The organism is Delftia sp. ZNC0008 (assembly GCF_000799035.1).
In the GTDB taxonomy this organism is placed as follows: Bacteria; Pseudomonadota; Gammaproteobacteria; order Burkholderiales; family Burkholderiaceae_C; genus Comamonas; species Comamonas tsuruhatensis.
On sequence record NZ_JTKZ01000068.1, the window covers coordinates 55,708 to 70,819 of the forward strand.

The 15,112-nt window shown below is 61.6% G+C and carries 10 protein-coding genes; 6 read left to right on the forward strand and 4 right to left on the reverse strand.

Going from position 1 to position 15,112, the window contains the following annotated elements; translation table 11 throughout:
- Positions 1–187 precede the first annotated feature (187 nt).
- A complete protein-coding gene (locus L995_RS02350; protein WP_231574334.1) occupies positions 188–1,420 on the reverse strand; it encodes an MFS transporter in 1,233 nt (410 codons plus the stop codon).
- Between the two features lie 347 nt (positions 1,421–1,767).
- On the opposite strand from L995_RS02350, the gene L995_RS31655 reads away from it, so the two are divergent.
- Positions 1,768–2,151: a helix-turn-helix transcriptional regulator gene (locus L995_RS31655; RefSeq protein ID WP_082001467.1), complete on the forward strand. Its 384-nt coding sequence runs from the start codon at positions 1,768–1,770 to the stop codon at positions 2,149–2,151.
- An 81-nt stretch (positions 2,152–2,232) separates the two neighbouring features.
- Here L995_RS31655 and L995_RS02355 read toward each other — a convergent pair whose 3' ends face one another.
- Positions 2,233–2,502, reverse strand: coding sequence for a helix-turn-helix domain-containing protein (locus L995_RS02355; protein ID WP_082001468.1), 270 nt, complete (start codon positions 2,500–2,502; stop codon positions 2,233–2,235).
- Positions 2,503–3,025: 523 nt separating this feature from the next.
- Here L995_RS02355 and L995_RS32735 point away from each other — a divergent pair.
- The 4 genes from L995_RS32735 (at position 3,026) to uca (ending at position 11,608) form a co-directional block, all read left to right on the forward strand.
- The gene (locus L995_RS32735) at positions 3,026–3,508 is read left to right on the forward strand and encodes an HAD domain-containing protein (RefSeq protein ID WP_156135973.1); all 483 of its coding nucleotides are present in this window, start codon (positions 3,026–3,028) and stop codon (positions 3,506–3,508) included.
- A 702-nt stretch (positions 3,509–4,210) separates the two neighbouring features.
- Positions 4,211–5,469, forward strand: a protein-coding gene (locus L995_RS02365) for an IS3 family transposase (protein WP_231574336.1) whose coding sequence is annotated in 2 segments (ribosomal slippage) — positions 4,211–4,541 and positions 4,541–5,469 — 1,260 coding nt in all. Because the reading frame shifts where the segments join, the coding sequence is not laid out codon by codon here.
- A gap of 626 nt (positions 5,470–6,095) precedes the next feature.
- Entirely contained in the window at positions 6,096–7,892 is a 1,797-nt protein-coding gene (gene atzF, locus L995_RS02370; RefSeq protein WP_047468746.1) for an allophanate hydrolase, read from the forward strand.
- An 80-nt stretch (positions 7,893–7,972) separates the two neighbouring features.
- A complete protein-coding gene (gene uca / locus L995_RS02375; RefSeq protein ID WP_047468863.1) occupies positions 7,973–11,608 on the forward strand; it encodes an urea carboxylase in 3,636 nt (1,211 codons plus the stop codon).
- Positions 11,609–11,710: 102 nt separating this feature from the next.
- Here the strand turns inward: uca and L995_RS02380 are convergent, their stop codons facing one another.
- Positions 11,711–13,885 carry a TonB-dependent receptor gene (locus L995_RS02380; protein ID WP_047468749.1) on the reverse strand — a complete coding sequence of 725 codons (2,175 nt, stop codon included), beginning with the start codon at positions 13,883–13,885 and terminating at the stop codon, positions 11,711–11,713.
- Between the two features lie 88 nt (positions 13,886–13,973).
- A complete protein-coding gene (locus tag L995_RS02385) occupies positions 13,974–14,333 on the reverse strand; it encodes a DUF2946 family protein (RefSeq protein WP_016452463.1) in 360 nt (119 codons plus the stop codon).
- A 203-nt stretch (positions 14,334–14,536) separates the two neighbouring features.
- On the opposite strand from L995_RS02385, the gene L995_RS02390 reads away from it, so the two are divergent.
- Positions 14,537–14,896 carry a hypothetical protein gene (locus tag L995_RS02390; protein WP_016445422.1) on the forward strand — a complete coding sequence of 120 codons (360 nt, stop codon included), beginning with the start codon at positions 14,537–14,539 and terminating at the stop codon, positions 14,894–14,896.
- The last annotated feature ends 216 nt before the right edge of the window (positions 14,897–15,112 follow it).

Below are 15,112 nucleotides of genomic sequence, written 5' to 3' on the forward strand. Positions count from 1 at the left end.
TTTTCCCATAACCGATGCGCTTCGAAGACGTGGTTCGCGTTACGTCGGCACCGGAGTGGAACCAGTGGACAGAAAGAAAGCTAGGACAGATTCACCATACCCGTAGCGGGTGCGAACGGCAGGGCTGCCACCCCATGCGAGCCATTATAGGAAGGCATGGGCGACTGCGCTAGCCATACGGAACACTTCAGGAGGCCCGTTTGAGTCGAGAGGTGGCCGCCTGAGCCAAGGACGGACTGACTGCATAGGCCACGATGCCCACGAGCACCATGGCCGATGCAAGACCAAAAATCCTGGTGTAGACAGCCGAGGGCGAGCTGCCTGCCGCAAGGCTGGCATCAGCGACAAGTCCGAACACCCAAGCAGCGGCGCCTGAGCCCAAGAAAACGAACGTATTGAGCATTCCCAGACCACGGCCGCGCACCTCAGGAGCCAACAGCAGTCGTCCATGGGCCATCACCAATGGATGCAAAACCCCGATGGTGCCGAGCACCGCCATTAGGGGCACATCCAAGAACAAGCCCACGCTCGGCATCAGTGCCAAGGCGCTACCTGCAACCAGAGCAGCTGCAGCCCAGGCGAGCACGGTCTGGCGCAGGGAAAAGCGGTGAACGAACCAAGGCAACGCCATCGCCGCGAGCAAAGCCGCAAGGCTCAACACCGCCAAAGCAACTCCGCGACTTCCGGCAGGCATACCGAACACATCTGCCAGGTACGGCCCTCCCCACGCATTCCGGAACGTTGTCCCTGCGGCCAAGGCAATACACATGGGAATTAAGGTCCACATTGCCGGGACGAACAGCAGGCGTGCGCTCGAAGCAAGCATCGCAGCACTGCCATCCTCCTGCGCATCGGCGTGCCCGGCATCCTTAACCTGGGTTGCGACGAGGTAGCAGGCTACGGCCATCAACACGCCGGCAATGAAGATGGGCGGCCTCCATCCGAACTCATGAACTGCCCATCCAAGCGGAGCTGTTGCACATAAGGCACCGACCATGCCTGCAGCGTTGGCGCGGCTGACGGAGGCAGCAAATTTGTGAGGTGGCAGTGCCTCTGAAGCGTAGTGCATCAACCCCATGAAGATAGGCGCACATGCCAAGCCCATACCGACCTGGGCAAGCATTGCGGTCGACCCGTTGGGAGCAAGGGCAAAGAGGCCTGCCGAAGCAATGCCAAGAGCAAGAAGAATCCGCGTGGGCGCACCGACTCCGTACTTATCGAACGCAATGCCCACCGGTATCTGTGCGATGCCGAAGGACACGAAGTAGCACGACGACAGCATGCCGAAGCCTGCCTGCGACAGCTGCAGGTCGTGTTGGACCTCGGGTGCCATGACGGCCAAACATGACCGGAAAAACTGGCTCAAGGTCAGCGCGAAGGTCAGTGCTGCGATGCCTCTGACCGGGGAACGAGTGTCCATGATGGTGGGCGCCATGGCATGGCAGTCGCCCCGCTGGCAAATTCGAGAGAAATGTGAGGCGGAGTCTATAGCGAACGATTAGCCGACGCTCAGGCAGGTTGCCAGTTACGTTGTCACGAAGCGTCAGCAGACGCTATCCCCACCAGCTCAGGCGTTACCGGCATCCAAGCGACCGGTTGTCCGCGGAGGAATCGCTAAGCTACCGTTCGTGCAGCTTGCAGCTTGACCAAGGCATGGTGCACCATAAAGCACCCTAAAGGGGCACTTATCTCGAATTTCACGGGATAGGCGGCAGATAGAGGGCAGTTACGGAGCAAGAGATGTTAGTAACTCGAACCGTTGAAGAGATGGAAGTCGACTTGGGCGAGAAGCTCAAGCGGGTGCGATTGAATAAGAACCTGGACCAGAAGACGCTTGCCGCTCGTTCAGGCGTGAGTGTGCGCGCCTTGCGCAATCTTGAGGGCGGAGCCGGTACAACCGTAAAAACGCTCCTGAGTGTCGTCCGCGCTCTCGGGCGCGAGACCTGGTTGGAAACCGTGGCTCCGGTTGCGACGGTCAACCCTCTCACGCTCACTGCACGCGCAGAGCAGCGAATGCGAGCGACAGGGCGCAGGACAGCAAGTAAAAACTCACCCTCAGACGTCTCCAACATCCAGACGGCGAAGCGTTCAGCCACCTCGTCGACTGTACAAAGCTCCAAGGGCTCGGTCGAGACGCCCGACGCTAGATAGGCTGCAAACAAAGCATGCCCTAGCTATCAAGACTCCTGCAAAGACGCCACGAAAAGTGCGCAAGCCTCCCGCGAAACTCTCTCAGGTATCCCAGCTATCCCTCAATGTGCGACGTCCATCCAAAGTAGTGCTGAACTCCTCGTAGACCTCTCGGCTGCTCACCCCCAGAGCCTCGCACCAACGGTAAAACTCGCATACGTCAAGCCGCCGCTGCCCCGCCTCGACCTTGCTGACGTACTGCTGCGTGACTCCCAGACGCTCTGCAAGCTCAACTTGCGACATGCCAGACTTTGCTCGACGCTCACGAAGCAAAACAAGTAAGAACTCGTGCTCTGTTGTGTGCAAAGGCATGCGCTGGCGTCCGGCGTCTAACAGTTAAGGGGCGCCCAGCGTGCACACGTTTTAGGATTACACCAAAAAGGTGTACACTATTTTGATGTATTAACAATTACTTATTTACTCATGGAATCTTGCACCTCCCTGGGTGGCTCAGCCACGCCTGCCGCAAGCGCCCTCGCAACGTTAGAACTTGCGTACGTCAAGTCCAGCGGGCTGCCCTACGTTGAGTGCGGACCCGGACGGTTCGCGATGTTTGACAGTGCAAGCAACGAACTCGCTCTCTTCTTCGGCCCAGACGACCAGGACCTCCCTACGGTCGTCCCAGGTTCTTTTCTCGACACCCTGGCTTACTACGTTCTCATCGACGCTCAAAAGCACAACGCGAAATTCACCGTCATCGACAGAACTTGCTTTTGCGAAATCGCGACCATAAGAGAAAGCGGAGGGACATATATCGAATCAGCTCTAAGGGCTCTTTCGTCTCTCAGAGCTCAGCAATCAGCAAAATGAAACTGCACGCAACGAGGAGAGCTCAATGACCCCAAATCCTCGACTAAAGCAGAGAATCATTTTTCTGGATTTCGACGGAGTTTTACACTCACCAAAGGCGATAGCTGGAGCGAAACCACCACTCACTCCAAAGCAAATACTCCTCGGATGGCCCGATACGTTTACGCATCTTTATTTACTTGCAAATCTGCTCAACGGGCATGAGGATATATCGGTAGTCGTATCAAGCTCCTGGCGATTATTTCTGAGCGATACCGAACTACACGAGCTCTTGAAACCAATAGAAAATTGGTACGAAGGTTCCATCGGACAACCTGGCCTAGGCCGCGAGGAAGCGATACGAGAATTTATATCCATCAACGAAATATCGGACTTCATCATCCTCGATGACGTGCCAACATTTTTTAAAGGTGTATGGACTAATCTCATCATCTGCCCTGCTGAGGAAGGGATATCAGATGATTACGTGCATAGCAGGATTAAAGCATGGATAGAAAGCATCCCGTAGACATGGCCAAGCCCGCTCTTGAAATACATACTTTCCCAAAATATCGATACGCAAATATTCTTGGATTTTGACAAAGTTATATGCTTGAACGAAACCGTGTCATGCCACGACGCATTTTTATTATTTCAAGAGGCACATAAACCACAATCCGAAGACGACCCGAAGGACCCGCTTTGGATAACCTATTCAACGCCAAAGCAAAGCTGCTTCTGTTCGATATTCACCGGGAATTTTCACCGGCGTATGTACTCTCGAAAACATGGCAGTGGCTAGTCGACCAGTAATCTATCTCCAAAACAATTTCGCTCGGCGGTCTCGACTTCGTCGCTCATAATCCGTTCATCGACTGGTGCACGCCGAAAAAACTCACCAATCACTTCGAGCAACAGAAATACAAGACTGGCCAAATAAGCATCCTGAATACATCGAAAATTGGGTCGTAGTTGACGACGTACTTTCAGGCACCGGGTTCGACTCATATTGTCTTAAGGTAACGGGAGCACCGCCAGAAACTCGAACACAAAAGCCCAACCATCACGGACACACCACTGGAACAGAGCGCCAAGCAGGCACACCTGCCCCGCTCTGCCGGGGACTTTTACAGCGAACACGAAATTGCGCAATACTAGGCTTGAAATAGCCCCCTGATTCCCCGGACCCGTCCTATCGCTTATCTTTGAAGATAGGAACAGGACTGTGCATATGACTAGGCATACGGAGTCAATCGAGGTAGTCGTGAAGGACCAGCGCCGCAGGCGCTGGTCTCTCGCAGAGAAGGCGGCGCTGGTGCGCCGAACCTACGAACCAGGCATGAGCGTGTCATTGGTCGCTCGGCAGGAAGGCGTTTCGGCTGGACTGCTGTTCCAGTGGCGCAAGCTCGAACGCCAGGGGGCTTTGACCGCCGTCTCCGCTGGCGAGGCAGTCGTGCCCGCATCCGAACTGGCGGCTGCCCGCGCGAAAATCGCCAAGCTGCAGCGCATGCTCGGCAAGAAAACCTTGGAGAACGAAATCCTCAAGGAAGCCGTGGAGTACGCCGCAGAAAAAAATTGGATTGCGCGCTCGCCCTTGTTGCCCGGGGACGACCAGTGAAAACGGTCTGCCGGACGATGGGGCTGGCGCGCTCGCATGTGCGCGACCTGCTTGGGCGCGGTGAAGACTGGGCCGATGGCCGCAGCCATCGCACACCCAGCGACGATGCCGGGCTGCTCGCCGAACTGCGCCAGCAAATTGCCGACTTGCCCAGCTATGGCTACCGACGGGCCTGTGCCTTGGTGAACCGCCAGCGTGCGGCACGGGGCGCCCCGAGGGTCAATGCCAAACGCGTCTATCGCGCCATGGCACAAGCCGCTCTGCTGCTGCCCAAGGCGCCTCGCCGGCGCCAGTCCGCACGCACGCATGAGGGCCGTGTTGCGGTCTCGCGCAGCGACCTTCGATGGTGCTCCGATGGTCTGGAAATCAAGTGCGATTCGGGTCAAACCGTGACGGCCACCTTCACCAAGGATTGCTGCGACCGTGAGGTGATGGCTTGGCGCGCGAGGGAGGGCAAAGGGCTGCCAGGTGAGCCGGTACGCGAGATGCTCATCGAGGCCGTGGAGCGCCGCTTCGGCTCGGTCGAAGCGGTCCCGCAGGGCCAGGAGTTGGAGTTCCTCAGTGACAACGGCGGAGCCTACATCGCCGCCGAAACGAGGGCACTGGCGCGCGCTCTGGGTCTGAAGCCCATCAACACGCCCGTCTGCAGCCCGCAGAGCAACGGCATGGCCGAGAGCTTCGTCAACACCTTCAAGCGCGACTATGTGGCGCGCATGGACCTGAGTGACGCGCAGACGGTACTGGCGCAACTGCCAGCGGCCTTCGAGCACTTCAACGAGGTGCATCCGCATTCTTCGCTGAAAATGCGTTCGCCTCGGGAGTTCAGGCGGCAACAGGCTGCAGGGGCTGACCAAGTGCTTTATTGCGAATAGGGCGGGGTCGGGAATACGGGGGCAACATCAGGCTGACCGAGCTGAATGAAACCTACCAAGCGAACGATACGCAAGCAGCTGCCAGCTTACGCGTTATGCGAACTCACCAACGCCATGTCGAACAAGCCTAGCGCTAAGCATACGTGCCCCCGTCCGTGTAGGTCAGAGCATTGCGCACCATAATACGCACCCGATTGCATATTACTGATATGGCTCTGTGTATAGAAAGTCACAACACCTACCGAACAACTGGCAGTCTCTTACCTAATATAACGGTTCGAGTCCCTCCGGGCAGGCCAGTCTTTCCCCTCTGAAGCGCGACTTTTCTCAGGTCCCCTGGGAAGAACTTGGGAAGAATCAGCCTTCAGAACGACAAAGCCCCCTCGGCGCCGTGATGGCAGCCGAGGGGGCTTTTTTGCGTTTGGGCTCAGCGCGACACCTTCGGCCATGCATCCCGTATCAGCGCAGCGTCACCGGCCCATACGCTGTTTGACGTATGTATGAAGTTTTTTGATTTCGTAATACTGGGCTGCAACAGGAAGCCACCCATGCGGACAAGCGTCGCAAATCCTCTCCGCTTGTGATCAAGCTGGTGGCCTCCACATCGCTCTACCTACCGATCAAACATGACCAATACAGCGTTCTGGACTATCTCCGACTGGCAATCTGCCTACCAACGTGGCGCCGCGCCCTCAGATCTTCTGGTGCCTCTGCTAGCCAGTCTGAAGGACGGTGATACCGCCTGGATTTCCCGTTTGTCCATGGACGGCCTGCACACACGGCTGGTTCAGCTTGGGCAGCAACGGGAAGCGGTTGGTGGAGACTTGTCCAAACTCCCGCTTTACGGCATACCGTTTGCCGTCAAGGACAACATCGACGTGGCAGGGCTGGCAACGACCTGCGCCTGCCCCGAGTTCGCATTCCTGCCAGCCCACAATGCAACGGTTGTCGACCGGTTGGAGGCGGCAGGCGCCGTGGCCATCGGAAAAACCAACCTCGACCAGTTCGCTACCGGCCTGGTGGGCACGCGCTCCCCTTATGGCCCCGTGCCCAACGCATTCAAGCCCGAATTCATCAGCGGGGGCTCCAGCTCGGGCTCTGCTTCGGTAGTGGCGCGCGGCCTGGTGCCATTCGCATTGGGCACCGACACGGCCGGCTCCGGCCGCGTGCCTGCTGGTCACAACAACCTCGTGGGCTTGAAACCGACACGTGGCCTGGTGAGCAACACCGGTCTCGTGCCGGCCTGCCGCACGCTGGACTGCATCACGGTGATGGCACTGAGCGTCGGCGATGCCGATGCGGCGCTGCGCACCATGGGCGGCTTCGACGCCACCGATGCGTACTCGCGCAGCGCCCCTGCTCGTCCCGCTGCATGGCCTGCCAAGCCGGTGCTGGGCATTCCGGCATCGCCCGACTGGTTCGGCGATGCGAATGCCGAGCGCGTGTACAGCGATGCGCTGCGCCGGCTGGAAGCCATCGGCGTGGAACTGCGGCCCATCGACTTCGCCCCGCTTTTCGAGGTCGCCGCGCTGCTGTACGAAGGCCCATGGGTCGGTGAGCGCTACGCGGCCATCGAGGACCTCATGAACACCAGGCCCGAGGTCGTGCACCCCGTCGTGCGCAGCATTGTGGACAAGGCGAAGAACTTCAGCGCCGTGGACACCTACAAGGCCGAGTACCGCCGGATGGCGCTGGCACGCAAGGCAGAGGCGCTGATGCAGGGGCTGGACGGCCTGCTCGTGCCCACGGCACCCAGTATCTACACCATTGAGCAGTTGCAGGCCGATCCAGTCACGCTGAACTCGCGCATGGGCATCTACACGAACTTCGTCAACCTGCTCGACTGGAGCGCCATCGCGCTGCCCGCTGGCATGCGCGCCGACGGGCTGCCCGCCGGAATCACTCTGATCGCGCCCGGCTGGCATGAGGCACGGTTGGTCGAGTTCGGCCGACGCTGGCAGGCGGCCGCCCCCTGGAAACGTGGCGCCTCGCAGCAGGACCTGCCGCCCATCGACGCACCTGCATCAACCAATCTGGACGGACAGGTCGTCGTCGCTGTGGTGGGTGCCCATTTGTCAGGCATGCCGCTCAACGGCCAGCTCATCGAGCGCGGCGCCACGCTACTGGAAAGCACCCACACCTCTGCCGCGTACCGCTTCTACGCGCTGCCCGGCACCGTGCCTCCCAAGCCCGGCCTGGTGCGCACGGGTGATGGCGCACCCATCGCCGTGGAACTGTGGGCGATACCGGTGGAGCGCTACGGCTCCTTCGTGGCATTGATCCCTTCGCCATTGGGCATCGGCACGCTGGAACTGATCGACGGCCGCACGGTGCAGGGCTTCGTCTGCGAAGCGTGGGCCACGCAAGGGGCCGAAGACATTACGTCGCTCGGAGGCTGGCGCGCCTACATGGCTCGCAAGTAACCCCGCCCTCCCCTTTGACCATCTACTTTTCGAGCGGCCTGCGCGACAGGCCAGGCCGCTGCATTGCCTGGAGTCCGCCCATGTTCAAGACCGTACTCATTGCCAACCGTGGAGAAATCGCGGTACGCATCGCCCGCACCCTCAAGAAGATGGGCGTGCGCTCGGTGGCCATCTATTCGGACGCCGACCGCGACAGCCTGCACGTGGCAGCGGCCGACGTGGCCGTGCCCTTGAACAGCGATGGCGGTAGCAGCCCGGCGGAAACCTACCTGCGCGGCGACCGCATCCTGGAGATCGCCAGAGAAACGGGGGCCGAGGCGGTGATCCCCGGCTATGGCTTCCTGTCCGAGAACACCGAGTTCGCCGAGCAGTGTGCGGCAGCGGGCATCGTCTTCGTTGGCCCGACACCGGACCAGGTGCGGCGCTTCGGCCTGAAGCACACCTCGCGCGAGATCGCCGAGGCGGCGGGCGTGCCGCTCACACCAGGCACCGGCCTGCTGCAAAGTCTGGAGGACGCCAAGTCAGCTGCACAGCACATCGGCTATCCGGTGATGCTCAAGAGCACGGCGGGCGGCGGCGGCATCGGCCTCTCGCGCTGCGACAACGAGGCCGAGCTGATCGCGGCCTACGATTCGGTGCAGCGCCTCGGCCAGAACTTCTTCAAGGACAGCGGTGTGTTCATCGAGCGCTTCATCGCCGATGCGCGCCATGTCGAAGTACAGATTTTCGGCAACGGCCAAGGCCGCGTCGTGGCGTTGGGAGAGCGCGATTGCTCGCTGCAGCGGCGCAACCAGAAGGTGGTCGAGGAAACCCCGGCACCGCACCTGCCGCCAGCCACGCGCAAGGCGCTGCTGGCCGCTGCCGTGAAGCTGGGCGAGGCCGTGGGCTACGTCTCGGCCGGCACGGTGGAATTCATCTACGACGGCGCGCGCGATGCCTTCTACTTCCTGGAGGTGAACACCCGGCTGCAGGTCGAGCATCCGATCACCGAGGAGGTGACGGGGCTGGACCTGGTGGAGTGGATGGTTCGCATCGCCGCTGGTGAGCCGCCATCCTTCGACGACCTGCCTGAACCCAAGGGTGCCGCCATGGAAGTGCGCGTCTATGCCGAGAATCCCGTGCGCGGCTTTCAGCCCGCGCCCGGTGTGCTGACCGACGTGCAGTTTCCCGAAGGCGTGCGTGTGGACACCTGGGTGCAGACCGGCACCGAGGTGTCGGCGAACTACGACCCGATGATCGCCAAGGTCATCGCCTACGGCGCTGACCGAGAGGAAGCGCGCCACAAGCTGCTGATGGCCCTTGAGTTGACGCGCCTGCACGGCAGCGCCACCAACCTGGACTACCTGCGCAGCATTTTGCAGAGCCAGGAGTTCGTCACCGGCACCGTGTCCACGCGATTGCTGGACCGCTACGAATACGTTTCGCCCGTGGTCGAGGTGCTGGAATCTGGCACCTACACCACGGTCCAGGACTACCCGGGACGCACCGGCTACTGGGACATCGGCGTGCCGCCGTCCGGGCCGATGGACGACTATGCCTTCCGCCTGGCCAACCGCATCGTCGGCAACCACGAAAGCGCGGCCGGACTGGAATGCACGCTCCAGGGTCCGACGCTCAAGTTCCACGGCAACGCGGTGATTGCACTCACCGGTGCGCCAGCCCTCGCGACGCTCGACAACGGCGACCCGCTGCCCTGGTGGAAGCCCATCGCCGTCCGCGCAAACCAAGTGCTTCGCATCGGCAAGGCCACCAGCGGGTGCCGCAGCTACGTGGCCATCCGGCGCGGCATTGACGTGCCCGACTACCTGGGCAGCAAATCCACCTTCGTGCTCGGCCAGTTCGGCGGCCACGCAGGACGAACGCTGCGCGTGGGCGACGTGCTGCCCGTCAGCCGGCCCGACCTGGCCGCCTGCAGCACGCCAGCCCCCGCCTATGTGCCGGCGACGCCTCCCCATGAACTGGTGCCAGCCTATGGCAAGCACTGGGACATCGCTGTGCTCTACGGCCCGCATGGCGCGCCGGACTTCTTCACAGAAGACAGCATGGCGGCCTTCTTCGCCACCGACTATCAGGTTCACTACAACTCCAACCGGCTGGGTGTGCGCCTGATCGGGCCGAAACCTGAATGGACACGCAGCGACGGCGGTGAGGCGGGACTGCACCCGTCGAACGTGCATGACTGCGTGTACGCCATCGGCAGCATCAACTTCACGGGCGACACGCCGGTGATCCTGACCTGCGACGGTCCGAGCCTGGGTGGCTTCGTCTGCGCAGCGACCATCGTCAAAGCGGAACTGTGGAAAGTGGGACAGGTGAAGCCGGGCGACACGATTCGCTTCCGGCGCATAGGCTTCGAGGAGGCACTGGCGCTGGAGAAGGCGCAGGACGAGGCCATTCGCCTGCTGCGCCCGCAGACCGAGCGACCCGCTCAGAGCCTGTCCACTGCACTGGCCACGGCTTCGCAATGCGTCTTGGCCGAATTGCCCGCCGAGGGCAGCCGCCCCGCCGTGGCCTATCGCCAGGCTGGCGACAAGTACATCCTGTTGGAATACGGCCCGAACGTGCTGGACTTGCGTCTGCGGCTGCGTATCCACCTGTTGATGGAGGCGCTCAAGGCCGCCAGGGTCGACGGCGTGCAGGAACTCTCGCCGGGCGTGCGTTCGGTGCAGATCCACTACGACAGCCGGGTGATCGCGCAGTCCGAACTGATCGGCAAGCTGATCGCGCTGGAAAAACAGCTTCCAGACGTGGAAGGCATCAAGGTGCCCAGCCGCATCGTGCACCTGCCCATGGCCTTCGAGGACTCGGCCACCCTGGGCGCAGTGCAACGCTATCGTGAAACGGTGAAATCCGAAGCACCCTGGCTGCCCAACAACGTGGACTTCATTCAACGCATCAACGGACTTGGCAGTCGCGAAGATGTGCGCAAGACGGTGTTCGACGCCAGCTACATGGTCATGGGACTGGGGGATGTGTACCTGGGCGCCCCCTGCGCGGTGCCACTGGACCCGCGTCACCGGCTGCTGACCTCCAAGTACAACCCCGCGCGCACCTACACGGCCGAGGGCACGGTGGGCATCGGTGGCGTGTACATGTGCATCTACGGCATGGACTCGCCCGGCGGCTACCAGCTCGTCGGCCGGACCGTGCCGATCTGGAACAGATTTCTCAGCAATGGCCAGTTCGGCGCTGACCCCTGGCTTCTGCGCTTCTTCGACCGGGTGCGCTTCTACCCGGTCAGCGAGACTGAGCTGGACAAGTTCCGTGTGGACTTCCGCGCGGGGCGGGCACAGACACGCGTAGAAGATGCAGTGTTTGACCTGGCTGAGTACGAAAGACAACTTGCGCAGAACGCGCAGGAGATCAACACCTTCAGGGAGAAACAGCACAAGGCCTACGCGAACGAGGTGGCACTCTGGGAAAGCGACGTAAAAGCCGATGCGAGCGAAAGCGCGGCTGAATCTGCCGCAGGCCCTTTGGATGCCAACACAGTCACTGCCGACATATCCGGCAATGTTTGGAAGTTTCTCGTCGAAGTAGGCCAAGAGGTCGAAGCCGGGCAACCACTTTTGGTGTTGGAAGCGATGAAGATGGAGTTCCAGGTGGTAGCCAGTCAGGCAGGCAGGATTGCTGCCGTGCATTGCCAAGCTGGAAAGGCTGTGGCTGCGGGAGATGCGTTGATGGTGCTCGAAGCGTTACAACCGGCCGGCTCCTGAAGTCCTGTGCGGCATTCAAGGAGACCGACCTTTTCAGCTCAGCGCGGTGTGCTGGCTGGGCGATGGGGAGTATCAGGTGGGTTCGCGTCGCCAGCTACGCCTTCAGAAGCGGTGATGCAACGTGATCTCCGCACGCCGCCCCTCGCCCACCAGCCACTGCGTCGTGGTGTAGTAGGCCGTGGAGAAATAGTGCTTGTCCAGAACGTTGAACCCGCGCAGCGTCAGCGTGGTATCTGCAGTGGCCTTCCATTGCAGTGCCATATCGAAGGTGGTGTACGCCCCCAGCTTCAAGGTATTGGCGTTGTCGGCATAGCGTTTGCCGACATGGCGCAGCCCTCCTGACAGTGTCCAGTTCGAAGCGAGGTTCCAGCCCACCCAGACATTGGCGACACGTTCAGGCACGTCGGTGGGCACGTTGCCATTGCGGGACACGGTGACGCCGCCAACCGACTCGCTGAAGTCGTCGTACCGCGCCTTGAGCAAGGCCACGTTGGCATCCAGCCGGACCGTCTTGGCGACCTGCATCGACAGGGTGCTCTCCATGCCTTTGGATGACCGCTGCCCCACCTGGATGCGCAGCGCGGGGTTGGCAGGGTCACGCGTGAGCAGATTGTTCTTGGTGATGGAGTACATCGCCAGCGTCCAGTCGCCCTTGCCTTCCCAGAACGATTGCTTGAGGCCGATTTCGAACTGCCGCCCTGTGGACACGTCGAAAGCGGCGTTGGCGGCAGACAGCATCAGCAGGCCGCTCACCGGATCCGCCGCCTTGGATGCCTGGGCATACAGTGACAGGCCGGGGTGGAGTTGGTAGACCGTTCCCAAGCGCCACCCCGCATTGGAGTAGCTGCGCTTGAAGGCCTGCGTACCAGCCACCAGGTCCTGGCGCGAGAGATTTGTATGGTCAAACCGCGCACCTGCCACCAATGACCAGCGGTCCGTCATCTCCAGGCGGTCCTCAGCGAACAGCGCATATTGCTCGGCCTTGTTGCGATAGCGGGGAATGAAGGGAATGGAGCTGGTGTATTGACCGGGATCGGGGTTGTAGGGGTCCACCGGACCGGAGCTGCCCGCATAGGTGTTGTTGGAATGCCGGAATGCCGCGTGGTTGACATCGAAGCCCAGGGACACCTGGTTCTTGCGGCCGAAGAGACTGCCGCTGAAGGTCGCATCCGTGGTGTTGCCGGTCTGCGTCTGGTCATGGGCGATCTCGGTGTTTCCGGATCGGTCGATCAGGCCGGTGGAGGCGTTGTACAGGTAGGTCTCGGCGTTGCGCCAGTAGCGGTCGCTGGCTATGTGATAGAGCTTGCTGCGCACGATCACGTTGCTGGAGGGCGTCCATTGCGCCGCCAGTTCGGTCCAGCGGTCCTTGTACTGGATGCGGCTGTCGGCCACGTTGTAGTTGCGTTCGCGTACCGCCGGATCCTGAACTCCATTGATCAACGGCGTGCCGAAGTAGCGCATGGGCTTTTGCCTGCCCAGCGCGTGGGACAGTTGCACGCTGAAGTCCTGCACCGGATCCCATCGCAAGGCTGCGGAGAGGGTGCGGTTGCTGGAATCACCCCGGTCAACCCATCCGTCGGCGCGGTCGCCACTGGCATCCAGGCGGTAGGACCAGTGCTCATTGATTGCGCCGCCGCTGTCAAAGGCCAGGCCGCGTTTTCCGTCGGTGCCTACCGTGGCCTGGACCTCGTTGCGTATCGGACTGCGCGTGGGCTTCTTGGGAATCACATTGATGACCCCGCCAATGGCGCCATCGCCATAGATCACGGAAGCCGGTCCACGCAGTACTTCGATGCGGTCTACGGACCAGGTGTCGAAGGGAAAACTCACGCCCACACCGCCATATTGGCGAGTGCCGTCATACAAGCGCATGACCGACGTGGTGTCGGTGAAGCCCCGTGCCGACAGCGAACTGCCGCTGTTGCCCGGATGCCCCAGGCTGGTGATACCCGTGGAGCGGGTGATTGCATCGACCAGCGAAGTGTCTCCCCTGGCCTGCAGTTGCTCGCGCGTGATCACTTCGACACTGGCGGGCGTATCGCGTGCGCTGAGATCCAGTCGGCTGCCGGTGGCCAGCGGGCGCTCCAGGGCGCTGTCGCCGGATGAGCGCACGGTGACGGTGTCCAGGGTTGTGGAGGCCTGCCCCCAGCTTGCCGAGCAAGCGAACGCCATGGGGAGCAACACCACGGCCCGGGTCTGGCGAGAACGTTGCAAAAAGGTGGACGAAGAAGTGTGAACGATGCCTTCGGGCATCGCGGGGCCAATGGAACGGGTCATGAGCGATTTGCGTGCAAGTGAGACCTGCCGTGCCCCGCAAGGCCCGGCGGCGAAGGTGAGGCAGGCATCGGGGCCCGCCGCACAAGGCTTACACGCGCGCCGGCGGACCTCTGGGCGGAAGCGGTGCCCCCACCAGCGCGGCAATGCGCGCCGACTCCACGGGCTGCACCGCCAATCCCAACGGCTGCGGCTGTTCAAACTCCGGCGAAGGGTGAAGCAAGGCAGGCGTGACCACCAGGCACAAAGGACAGTCGAGCGAGTGGTGCGTGCCGGCACTCGCCTGTCCTTCGTCATCCAGCACGACGACCTGCATGCTGCCATTGCCCGTGCAAACCACTTCCAGGGAGCGCGGATGCACGATGGGCGACGCCACGGCCATCGCCAATGCCAGCATGAACCACGCCAAAGCAAGGCGGGGCAGCATCAGGCAGTTGCGCAAGGTTTGCATGCGTACGCATTATGGGGGGCCATCGCCCGTTGAGCGAGGCAACTGCCTGGCAAGCTGTTGTGAGTTCCATGCAAAACTGCCTTGCCATCCGCCGCCTTCAAGCGGCGGCAGCGCCTTGACCAAGATCAACCGAGCCGGATCTGCATCCGCCATTGCGCAAGAAGGTTGCTGTCGGTCCGATATCGCCGCCATAATCGCGGGCTATGCACACCCTTCGCACATCGTCATTCTGGAAGCGCCTCGCCCTGGCGTGGTTCCTGCTGACGCTGGGTGTTGCAGGGGCTTCGCCCTTCGTCAACCCCAAGACCATGGAGTTCATCTGCTCCAGCGGCGGAGCCATCACCATGGTGGTTCTTGACGACGAGGGCCAGGCCCAGGCGCCAGGTCAGCACACGCTCGATTGCTCGATGTGCCTGGCCCCTGCATTGCCTCTGCCTCCCGTCAGCCTGGCGGTGGCACAACCCCATCCTCTGGCGGCAGCCCTGCATCCTTTTGCAGCGGCCCATATCGCAGCCCTGGTCGGCGCGCCGCTTCCGCCCCGCGGGCCTCCCGCACAGGCCTGATTCCCTCGCATCGATAGCGCGGCTGCCTTGGCCGCGACACCATGGCAAGGCCTTGCGCCACGCCAGTTGCGAGGTCATTTCCTGGCCTGCCCCAAGCCCCCATTGCGCCCGCCTGTGACCAGGCCGGCGGTGCGGCGCACGGGCAATGGCCTGCCCTGGATCGTCCAACAATGATTTGCGCAGTTCAGACGGACTGCGTGCACACCCATGCTTGCC

Bases quoted from the DNA above. Each gene is read 5' to 3' on its own strand.
- L995_RS02350 (WP_231574334.1), bottom strand. From the start codon at position 1,420: ATGGACACTCGTTCCCCGGTCAGAGGCATCGCAGCACTGACCTTCGCG.
- L995_RS31655 (WP_082001467.1), top strand. From the start codon at position 1,768: ATGGAAGTCGACTTGGGCGAGAAGCTCAAGCGGGTGCGATTGAATAAG.
- L995_RS02355 (WP_082001468.1), bottom strand. From the start codon at position 2,502: ATGCCTTTGCACACAACAGAGCACGAGTTCTTACTTGTTTTGCTTCGT.
- L995_RS32735 (WP_156135973.1), top strand. From the start codon at position 3,026: ATGACCCCAAATCCTCGACTAAAGCAGAGAATCATTTTTCTGGATTTC.
- atzF (WP_047468746.1), top strand. From the start codon at position 6,096: ATGACCAATACAGCGTTCTGGACTATCTCCGACTGGCAATCTGCCTAC.
- uca (WP_047468863.1), top strand. From the start codon at position 7,973: ATGTTCAAGACCGTACTCATTGCCAACCGTGGAGAAATCGCGGTACGC.
- L995_RS02380 (WP_047468749.1), bottom strand. From the start codon at position 13,885: ATGACCCGTTCCATTGGCCCCGCGATGCCCGAAGGCATCGTTCACACT.
- L995_RS02385 (WP_016452463.1), bottom strand. From the start codon at position 14,333: ATGCAAACCTTGCGCAACTGCCTGATGCTGCCCCGCCTTGCTTTGGCG.
- L995_RS02390 (WP_016445422.1), top strand. From the start codon at position 14,537: ATGCACACCCTTCGCACATCGTCATTCTGGAAGCGCCTCGCCCTGGCG.